The 8,375-nt window shown below is 74.6% G+C and carries 9 protein-coding genes and 1 pseudogene; 6 read left to right on the top strand and 4 right to left on the bottom strand.

Annotated features, from left to right (window positions below):
* Window positions 1-394: pseudogene (locus tag AB0O00_RS23270) on the bottom strand (hypothetical protein); the annotation flags it as partial.
* A 328-nt stretch (window positions 395-722) separates the two neighbouring features.
* Here AB0O00_RS23270 and AB0O00_RS23265 point away from each other — a divergent pair.
* The 4 genes from AB0O00_RS23265 to pth all read left to right on the top strand — a co-directional run bounded on the left by AB0O00_RS23265 (window position 723) and on the right by pth (window position 3,372).
* A complete protein-coding gene (locus tag AB0O00_RS23265) occupies window positions 723-1,193 on the top strand; it encodes a hypothetical protein (RefSeq protein WP_363654717.1) in 471 nt (156 codons plus the stop codon).
* Window positions 1,194-1,291: 98 nt separating this feature from the next.
* Window positions 1,292-1,954 carry a DUF3105 domain-containing protein gene (locus AB0O00_RS23260; protein ID WP_363654715.1) on the top strand — a complete coding sequence of 221 codons (663 nt, stop codon included), beginning with the start codon at window positions 1,292-1,294 and terminating at the stop codon, window positions 1,952-1,954.
* A complete protein-coding gene (locus AB0O00_RS23255) occupies window positions 1,951-2,649 on the top strand; it encodes a DUF305 domain-containing protein (protein ID WP_363654713.1) in 699 nt (232 codons plus the stop codon). Before AB0O00_RS23260 ends, AB0O00_RS23255 begins: the two co-directional genes overlap by 4 nt.
* A gap of 141 nt (window positions 2,650-2,790) precedes the next feature.
* Entirely contained in the window at window positions 2,791-3,372 is a 582-nt protein-coding gene (gene pth, locus AB0O00_RS23250; RefSeq protein ID WP_363654711.1) for an aminoacyl-tRNA hydrolase, read from the top strand.
* Here pth and AB0O00_RS23245 read toward each other — a convergent pair.
* A complete protein-coding gene (locus tag AB0O00_RS23245) occupies window positions 3,369-4,889 on the bottom strand; it encodes an MFS transporter (RefSeq protein ID WP_363654709.1) in 1,521 nt (506 codons plus the stop codon). The two genes, pth and AB0O00_RS23245, sit on opposite strands and share 4 nt — an antisense overlap.
* A 170-nt stretch (window positions 4,890-5,059) precedes the next feature.
* On the opposite strand from AB0O00_RS23245, the gene AB0O00_RS23240 reads away from it, so the two are divergent.
* The gene (locus tag AB0O00_RS23240; RefSeq protein ID WP_363654707.1) at window positions 5,060-5,560 is read left to right on the top strand and encodes a MarR family transcriptional regulator; all 501 of its coding nucleotides are present in this window, start codon (window positions 5,060-5,062) and stop codon (window positions 5,558-5,560) included.
* Between the two features lie 41 nt (window positions 5,561-5,601).
* Window positions 5,602-6,129 carry a GNAT family N-acetyltransferase gene (locus tag AB0O00_RS23235; protein WP_363654705.1) on the top strand — a complete coding sequence of 176 codons (528 nt, stop codon included), beginning with the start codon at window positions 5,602-5,604 and terminating at the stop codon, window positions 6,127-6,129.
* 18 nt (window positions 6,130-6,147) lie between these two features.
* On the opposite strand, the gene AB0O00_RS23230 is transcribed toward AB0O00_RS23235, so the two are convergent.
* Both AB0O00_RS23230 and AB0O00_RS23225 read right to left on the bottom strand, forming a co-directional pair.
* The gene (locus AB0O00_RS23230) at window positions 6,148-6,657 is read right to left on the bottom strand and encodes a methylated-DNA--[protein]-cysteine S-methyltransferase (protein WP_363654703.1); all 510 of its coding nucleotides are present in this window, start codon (window positions 6,655-6,657) and stop codon (window positions 6,148-6,150) included.
* Window positions 6,654-8,225, bottom strand: a complete 1,572-nt coding sequence (locus tag AB0O00_RS23225) for an AlkA N-terminal domain-containing protein (RefSeq protein WP_363654701.1) — start codon at window positions 8,223-8,225, stop codon at window positions 6,654-6,656. The genes AB0O00_RS23230 and AB0O00_RS23225 overlap by 4 nt, the downstream gene beginning before the upstream one ends.
* Window positions 8,226-8,375: the final 150 nt, after the last annotated feature.

The following is an 8,375-nucleotide window of genomic DNA, read 5'->3' as shown; positions in this document are numbered from 1 at the left end:
TCGGTGCGGGTCCGGGTGCGGGTGCGGGGGCGGGTGCGGGTGCGGGTGCGGGGGCGGGTGCCGGTGCCGGTGCAGCCTCGGCCGCCGGCGCCGGCGCCGGCGTCGGCGCGACCGGCTGGCCGATCACGTCCAGCGCGGTGTCGAACCAGTCGTCGATGCTGTCCCGCCCGCCCACGGGCGCCACCGCCGCGGCCGCTGCCGCCTCCTCCGCCTGCTCGCCGGTGCGCTGCGGAGCGATCAGGCCCGCCGCCGTGTCGAACCAGTCGTCGACGCTGCCGTCGCCCGGGTCCGCCCCGGGTGTGTCCGGGAGGGTGCCCGCCGGGCCGTCGTAGACGGCGTCCCACCACCCGTCGTCGGGCCGGTGGGGCTGTGCGGGTGCACCCTGTTTGGTCATCTGGCGGCTCCTGGTCGGTCCGTGGTCGCGCCGCCCCCGGCGGGGCCGGACTCGACGTCATTGTCTCCAAGTGCAACGACGCTGTCCGGGTTTCGGCGACAACCGGACACCGGCCGGAACGTTCCCGGCCACCCGGTCCGCCGCCGCGTCCGCTACCGTTCCGTCCCTGCTTGCCGGAAGTGCCCGGAGCAGGGTGTTTCCGTGCCGTTCGGTGCCATTGGGGGCCGAAAATGGGGCCAGAGGAGGGGCATCGCATCACTCGTTCGGCTGATTAAATGTGCCCATGACCGCGTCGGCCCCCAGCTCGCCCCGACCGGGGAGGGCCGCAGTGGCGGGCCGCCCGGCGGGTGTGCTGTGGATCCTGCTGCTGGTCGGACTGCTGACGGCGCTGCCGTGCACGGGCCGCGCGATGGCCACCGACCAGGCCGCCGCGACGGCGAGCACCGTCACGGTGGCCACCACCGTGACCGTCGTCTCCGCCACGGCCGCTGCGGGCGCCGCCACTGGCCACAGTGCCAAGGCCGCCAAGCCCGCCGACCACCACCTGCACCTCGACGGACCGCGCCGCTGGACGTGGTGCTCGGCCGACGGCCGTCCGCCGCAGCGCGACAACGGCTGCTCCAGCCACCCGTACTGCGGCCAGGACGCCCAGCTGCCGAACCCGCCGCCGCAGCCGCAGCCCGTGCTGTCACCGCACACGTCGGCGCCCGAGGCGCTACCCCGGGTCGCCCCCGCCGGGCTGCTCGTCGGCCCGCACCCCGCACCCGATCTGCACGAACTCCAGGTGCACCGCTCCTGAGCGGAACCCGCCGTCCACCACCGGACGGATCCGCCCCACCCCCACCTCAGCCGACCGCCGCGCCCAGCCGGGCGCGCGCAGGGACAAGGACAACCACCATGGGTTCCGCCTCCAAGCAGTCCAGCAAGAACAAGCAGCAGGCCGGCCTCGACCGCCGCGCCCGGATCGCCGAGCTGCGCGCCGTCGAGCAGCGCCGCGACCGCCGCAACAAGATCGTCGCGATCGTGGCGGCGTGCGTCCTGGTCGCCGGCACCGGCGGCGCGATCGCCTGGGTCCTCAAGGACCAGAGCGACAAGAAGCACGCGCAGGAGGCCGCCGCCAACGCCGACATCCCGGGCGTGAAGACCTTCGGCGACCTGAGCCGCAACCACGTCAAGGAGAAGGTCACCTACCCGATGACCCCGCCGGTCGGCGGCGACCACAACGCGATCTGGCTCGACTGCATGGGCCACGTCTACGACCAGCCGGTCGAGAACGAGCGCGCCGTCCACTCGCTGGAGCACGGCGCGGTCTGGGTGACCTACAACGGCAAGGCCACCCCGGACGACATCAAGACCCTCTCCGACAAGGTCAAGGCCACCCCGTACTCGCTCATGAGCCCCTACCCGGACGAGCAGGGCACCATCACCCTGAACGCCTGGAGCACCCAGCTCGTCGTCGACAGCGCCTCCGACCCCCGGGTGAACCAGTTCTTCACCAAGTACGTCCAGGGCAAGCAGACGCAGGAGCCGGGCGCCTCCTGCACCATGGGGCAGATGTGACCGGCGAGCCGAAGCCCACGGCCGCCGACGAGCCGCAGGCCGTCGCGCGACCCCGGCGCCGGCTGTGGTGGCCGGCCGCGCTGGCCGCCGCCGTCGCGCTGGCGCTCGGGGTGCCGGCCCTGGTGGCGAGCGGGACGTCGGCCTCCGGCTCGTCCTCGCTGGCCGTCCCGGCGGACGACTCGCCCGAGGCCGGGTTCGCCCGCGACATGGCGACCCACCACCAGCAGGCGGTGGACCTGTCGTTCATCGTCCGGGACCGCACCTCCGACGAGCCGACTCGCACCCTGGCGTTCGACGTCATCAACACCCAGGCCAACCAGCGCGGCATGATGATGGGCTGGCTCGACCAGTGGGGGCTGTCGCAGCACTCGCCGGCCAAGCCGATGGCGTGGATGAGGATGGACCACGACTACCAGGCCCACGACGGCTCGCTGATGCCCGGCATGGCGACCAACGCCCAGCTGGCCAAGCTGCGCACGCTCAGCGGCAAGGACGCCGAGGTGTACTACCTCCAGCTGATGATCGAGCACCACAAGGGCGGCGTCGCGATGGCCCAGGGCTACGTGGACCTGTCGAAGAACGACAGCGAGAAGCGGCTCGCCCAGTCGATGGTGGTCGCCCAGACCTCCGAGCTGGACCTGATGACCGACATGCTCAAGGAGCGCGGCGCCGCCCCCGGCGTGCCCGCATCCTGACCCGCGTCCGCACGGCCCGACGGGCCGGGGGTGCGGTGGGGACGGAACGTTCCGTCCCCACCGCACCCGCTTTCTTTTTCCCGCCCCTCTCCCCCTGACCCCCCGAATCCCCCTGATCCCCCCAACCCTGGAGCAGCAGAGATGACCCCCGACACCCCCTGGCTCGTCGCCGGCCTGGGCAACCCCGGCCCCTGGTTCCGACTCACCCGGCACAACGCGGGCTTCCTCGCCGTCGACCGGCTCGCCGAGCGGCACGGCGCGCGGTTCCGGCGACGCGCGATCGGCAGCCAGGTCGCCGAAATCGAGGTCGACGGCCGGCGGGTGCTGCTCGTCAAGCCGCAGTGGTTCATCAACCTGTCGGGCCGCCCGGTGGCCGGCCTGATGCGGCGCCACGGCGTACCCGTCGAGCAGCTGGTGGTGGTCCAGGACGACCTCGACTTCGCGTTCGGCTCCTGCAAGCTCAAGCGCGGCGGCGGCCCCGGCGGGCACAACGGCGTGCGCTCCGTCGGCGACGTCCTCGGCACCCGCGACTTCGTCCGGCTGCGCTTCGGCCTCGGCCGCCCGCCGAAGGGGCAGAGCATCGGCGACTTCGTCCTGAAGAAGTTCTCGGAGGACGAACTCGCCGCCCTGCCCGACGTGTTGGACCGCTGCGCGGACGCGGTGGAGACCCTCGTGCAGCGCGGCCTCAACCGGGCCCAGGACGCGCTGAACGCCGTGTCCTAGTCGCGCTTCGGGAACGGGCCCCGGCGGGCCGGACGGGCGAGGACGGCTGCTGCCGCCGCGACCCCCGCGAGGACGAGCAGCACCGTCCGCCCACCGGACGCCGCGCCCGCCAGATGGACACCGAGGACGGACAGCGCCATCCCGAGCGCCGTGCCCAGGCTGCGCGCCATGTTCACCATGCCGCCGCCGACCGCCGAGCACGCCGCCGGGATCGCCCGCATCACCAGCGCGTTGTTCGCCGGCAGCAGCAGGCCCAGACCGTACCCGGCGACCAGCAGCGGGGCCGCCGACACCCCGCCCGAGACCGGCAGCACGGCGAACAGCAGCAGCCCGGCTCCCGCCAGCAGCGCACCGAAGCGGCACCTGGTCACGTCCGACCAGCCGCGCGGCAGCAGCCCGCCGCCGACCGTCGCGGCGAGCGCGAACGCGGCCGGCAGCAGCGTGATCACCAGGCCCGCACCGGCCGTCGACACACCCGCGCCGGTCAGCAGCACCGGCCCCAGCACGAGCGGGCAGAACAGCAGCAGGTACCCGATCAGCGCGACCACCAGCCCGGACCGCACGCCCGGCGTGTTGACCAGCCCGGGCGCCAGGATCGGCCGGGCGGCCCGCTGCTCCTGGCGCACCAGCGCTTGCGTCAGGACCGCGGCGACGACGAGGAGGACGGCGACGAGCCAGCCGGGGAGCGGCAGGCCGGAGGCCGTGGACAGGGCGAGCAGCAGCGCCGTCGTGGCACCGGTGATCAGCAGCATCCCGGGGAAGTCGAAGCGGGGCGCCTTCTCACGGGGCCTGCGGGGCCCGCGGGGCCGGGGCACGACGGCAGCACGATCCATCGTCGTGCGCTCCGTCCGCGCGTGCTCCGTCCGCACGTGCTCCGTCCGCACGTGCTCCGTCCTCGTACGCGGCAGTAGGTACCAGCCGGCGACGATGCCGAGCGCGCCGATCGGCACGTTGACCCAGAACACCCACTGCCACGACGCGTGCTCGACGAGCAGCCCGCCGACGCTCGGCCCGAGCGCCAGCCCGAGGCCCTGGGCGGCGGCCTGGATGCCCAGCGCCCGCCGCATCGCGTGCTCGGGCACGCCGCGCGCCACCAGGGCGACGCTGTTGGCCTGCATCATCGCGGCGCCCACGGCCTGCACGGCCCGGCAGCCGACCAGGATCCAGAGGCTCCCCGCGAACCCGGCGCAGAGCGAGGACAGGCCGAAGACGGCGAAGCCGGCGATGTACATCGTCTTGCGGCCCACCAGGTCGGACAGCCAGCCGATCGGGGCCAGCAGGGCGACCAGGACGAGCAGGTAGGCGAGGGCGACCCACTCGACGGCGGCGAAGCCCGCGTCGAAGTGGCGGCCGAGCGCCGGGAAGACCAGAGCGATCACGCTGGCGTCGAGTTGCCCGAGGAAGGCGCCGAGACACACGGTGCCGACGGCCAGCCAGTGGGCGTGGCGCCAGCCGGCTATGCCGCGGGGCCTGGGGCGCTCGGTGAGCAGCCGCACGGCAAGAGCGGTGGCGTTCATGGCACTCAATATATCGGATGCAGATATGTTCTCTCTACGACCTGATCGGCACCAGATGCGTACGGGGCGTAGCGGGCGCGCACGGCACCCGGAGGGCGCGCACGAACGGGCCCCGGGCACCCCCCACCGGGCCGGCCGGAGCGTCCGTACCAGGCGATACGCTGTCCGCCATGCCGTCGTCACCGCACGTTCCCGACTCCGCCACCGGAACCCCCGAAACGTCGGTCGAACACGCCCGCCGGCTGACCGACGTCGTCACCCGCCTGCGCCGCGCCCTGCGCAGCAGCATCCGCACCGACTACCCGTGGGAATCCCTCCCCATGGCCCAGGTCGAACTCCTCCAGAGCCTCGCCGCCGCACCCCTGCGGGTCGGCGAACTCGCCGCCCGCCAGCGGCTCGCCCCCAACACCGTCAGCGGCCTCGTCGGCAAACTCCTCGACGCCGGCTTCGTCGACCGCCAGGCCGACCCCGGCGACCGCCGCACCGCCCGCATCGCCCTCACCCCCGCCGGACAGCGCCAGCTCGACGACTGGCAGCACGCCCACGAACGCCGCATCGCCGACGCCCTCGGCACCCTCGCCCCCGCCGACCGCGATGCCGTCGTCCAGGCCCTGCCCGCCCTCGACCAGCTCGCCCGCGCCCTCGCCGGACCCACCCCGACCGCCGAATAACCGCTGGTCGCAGCAGTCCGGCAGGCGCTAACGTCCGCGCCATGACCCCTATACCGAGCACCACCGCGGCACAGGTACACCTCGAACCCTGGACGGACGCCGACCTCGCGCTGCTGCGCCGGGTCAACACGCCGGAGATGAAGACGCACGTCGGCGGTCCGGAGAGCGAGGAGCAGCTGCTCGTCCGGCACGCCCGCTACCTCGACTTCGTCCCCTCCGGCCTGGGCTGCATGTACCGGATCGTGCTGCTGCCCGGCGGCGAGTCCGTCGGCACCGTCGGCTACGGCACCCGGACGTGGGAGGGCGCGACGGTCCACGAGATGGGGTGGAACGTCCTCCCGCCCTTCCAGGGCCGGGGCCACGCCGTCGCGGCGACCCGCGCGGCCGTCGCCGCCGCCCGCCGCGAGGCCCGGCACCGGTACCTGCACGCCTTCCCGTCAGTCGACAACCCCGCGTCGAACGCCGTCTGCGAGAAGGCCGGCTTCACGCTCCTCGGGGAGACGGACTTCGAGTTCCCGCCCGGCCGCTTCATGCGCAGCCACAACTGGCGCGTCGACCTGCAGGCGTAGTCCTCGTAGGACTCGGGCTCAGAACAGGGTGCCGCTCTCCATCTCCAGGAGCCAGCGCTTGCGGTCGACACCGGCCGCGAAGCCGGTCAGGGCGCCGTTGGCCCCGAGGACGCGGTGGCAGGGGCGGACGATGAGCAGCGGGTTGGCGCCCACGGCCCCGCCGACGGCGCGCACGGCCCGCGGCGACTCCCCCGCCATGGCGGCGAGTTGGCCGTACGTGACGGTCTTGCCGTACGGGATGTCGTCCAGGGCCGCCCAGATCCGCCGCCGGAACTCGGTGCCCTCCGGGGCGAGCGGCAGGTCGAACTCCGTGCGCTCACCGGCGAAGTAGGCGGCGAGCTGGGCCACGGGCTCGGCGAGCGCCTCCGGGTCGGGGACCCAGTCGTCGGCGGGCTCGGCGAGGGCGTACTTCTGGCCGGGGGCGGTGACGGTGGCCAGCGCGGCCGGACCGCCCCCGTCGGGCCGGACGCCGCTCAGCAGCAGTTGCCCGAAGGGGCTCTCCATGGTCGTGAAGACGGTGGTGGTCATGCTCGTGCGTTCTCCGTTCCGGTGCTGGTGGTGCTCGCGGGCCCGGCCCACAGCCGGTGGACCGCGTAGGAGCGCCAGGGGGCCCACGCCTCGGCGGCGCGGGCGGCGGACTTGGGGTCGCCGGGGGCGCCGAGGCGGGTCAGGCCGTGCTTGACGCCGATGTCGCTCGGGAGGAAGACGTCGGGGTCGGCGAGGGCCCGCATCCTCAGGTAGCCGACCGTCCACGGGCCGATGCCGGGCAGGGCCATCAGCTGCGCGGCCGACTCCTCCCGGTCGACGCCGCCGTCGAGCCGGACCACGCCCTCGGCGAGGGCGGCACACAGGCCGGTGAGCGCCCGGCGGCGGGCGGCGGGCATCGCGAAGTCCTCGGGGTCGGCGGTGGCCAGGGCGGCCGCCGTCGGGAAGAGCAGGCGCAGGCCGCCGTTCGGCTCGGGCAGGGCGGTGCCGTACTTCTCGGCGAGGCGGCCCGCGAGGGTGCGGGCCGCGCCGACGGTGATCTGCTGGCCCAGCACGGCGCGGACGGCGAGTTCGTGGGGGTCGACGTGGCCGGGCGAGCGCAGCCCGGGGCGCTCGCGGACCAGCGGGCCGAGGAGCACGTCGGCGCCGAGCTGCTCGTCAACGGCGTCCGGGTCCGCGTCGAGGTCGAACAGGACGCGCAGGCGCTGGACGGCGGTCGGCAGGTCGCGCAGGTCGGTGAGGAGCAGGCGGCAGTCGAGCCAGCCGCGGGTGCGCTCGTCGCCCGGCGCGAGCCCGTCGACCTCGGCGATGCCGTGGCCGTACGGGAGCCCGAGGGTGCGGCGGTAGGTGCGCACGCCGGGGCGCGTGCCGGGGACGACCTCCTCCACGCCGGGGACGGCGCGCAGGGCGAGGAAGTCGATCAGGTGGTCGCTGTCGAGCGCGCCGCGGTAGGCGAGACGCAGGGTCAGGCCGCCGGCCGGGGTCGCGACGCGGCGGCCGGCCGCGACCTCGGCGCGCAGGCCGCTCGGGGTGCGGTCGTAGACCTCGCGGACGGTGTCGTTGAACTGCCGGACGGAGGCGAAGCCGGCCGCGAACGCGACGTCGGTGACCGGGAGTTCGGTGGTCTGGAGGAGCAGCCGGGCGGTCTGGGCACGGCGGGCGCGGGCGAGCGCGATCGGGCCGGCGCCGAGTTCGGCGGTGAGCTGGCGCTGCAGCTGGCGGGCGCTGTAGCCGAGGCGGTGGGCGAGGCCGGCGACGCCCTCGCGGTCGACGACGCCGTCGCCGATCAGGCGCATCGCCCGGCCGACCAGGTCGGCGCGGTGGTTCCACTCGGGCGAGCCGGGCACCGAGTCGGGCCGGCAACGGCGGCAGGCGCGGAAACCGGCGCCCTGGGCGGCGGCGGCGCTGGGGTAGAAGACGCAGTTGGTGCGCTTGGGCGTCACGGCGGGGCAGCTCGGTCGGCAGTAGATGCCGGTCGTCGTGACGGCCGTGAAGAAGACCCCGTCGAAGCGGGAGTCCCGGCTGTCCACGGCTCGGTACCGGATGTCGTCGTCGATCACGCTGTCCAGTCTGCGGCACCGGAGGAGGCACGACTGGCGGGAATCGGACATGGCCCTTGGGGGCCTCCCCCGCTCGGTTGTCTTCCCGTCGGGGGGCCCGCCGCCCCCGGGCGGCCCCGGGACCCCGGCGTGGGGGTGTAGGGCCGGGTTGGGAGGGGGGGGGGGGCCCGCCCCCGCCCCCCCCCCCCCCCCCCCCCCCCC

It is taken from the genome of Kitasatospora sp. NPDC093558 (assembly GCF_040683475.1).
Taxonomy (GTDB): Bacteria; Actinomycetota; Actinomycetes; order Streptomycetales; family Streptomycetaceae; genus Kitasatospora.
Note: the sequence above shows the minus strand (reverse complement) of the source record. Positions and strands in the feature narration are given on the sequence as shown.

What these genes read in the sequence shown, in the direction of transcription:
- AB0O00_RS23260 (WP_363654715.1), top strand. Translation starts at nt 1,292, where the DNA reads ATGGGTTCCGCCTCCAAGCAGTCCAGCAAGAACAAGCAGCAGGCCGGC.
- pth (WP_363654711.1), top strand. Translation starts at nt 2,791, where the DNA reads ATGACCCCCGACACCCCCTGGCTCGTCGCCGGCCTGGGCAACCCCGGC.
- AB0O00_RS23245 (WP_363654709.1), bottom strand. Translation starts at nt 4,889, where the DNA reads ATGAACGCCACCGCTCTTGCCGTGCGGCTGCTCACCGAGCGCCCCAGG.
- AB0O00_RS23240 (WP_363654707.1), top strand. Translation starts at nt 5,060, where the DNA reads ATGCCGTCGTCACCGCACGTTCCCGACTCCGCCACCGGAACCCCCGAA.
- AB0O00_RS23235 (WP_363654705.1), top strand. Translation starts at nt 5,602, where the DNA reads ATGACCCCTATACCGAGCACCACCGCGGCACAGGTACACCTCGAACCC.
- AB0O00_RS23230 (WP_363654703.1), bottom strand. Translation starts at nt 6,657, where the DNA reads ATGACCACCACCGTCTTCACGACCATGGAGAGCCCCTTCGGGCAACTG.
- AB0O00_RS23225 (WP_363654701.1), bottom strand. Translation starts at nt 8,225, where the DNA reads ATGTCCGATTCCCGCCAGTCGTGCCTCCTCCGGTGCCGCAGACTGGAC.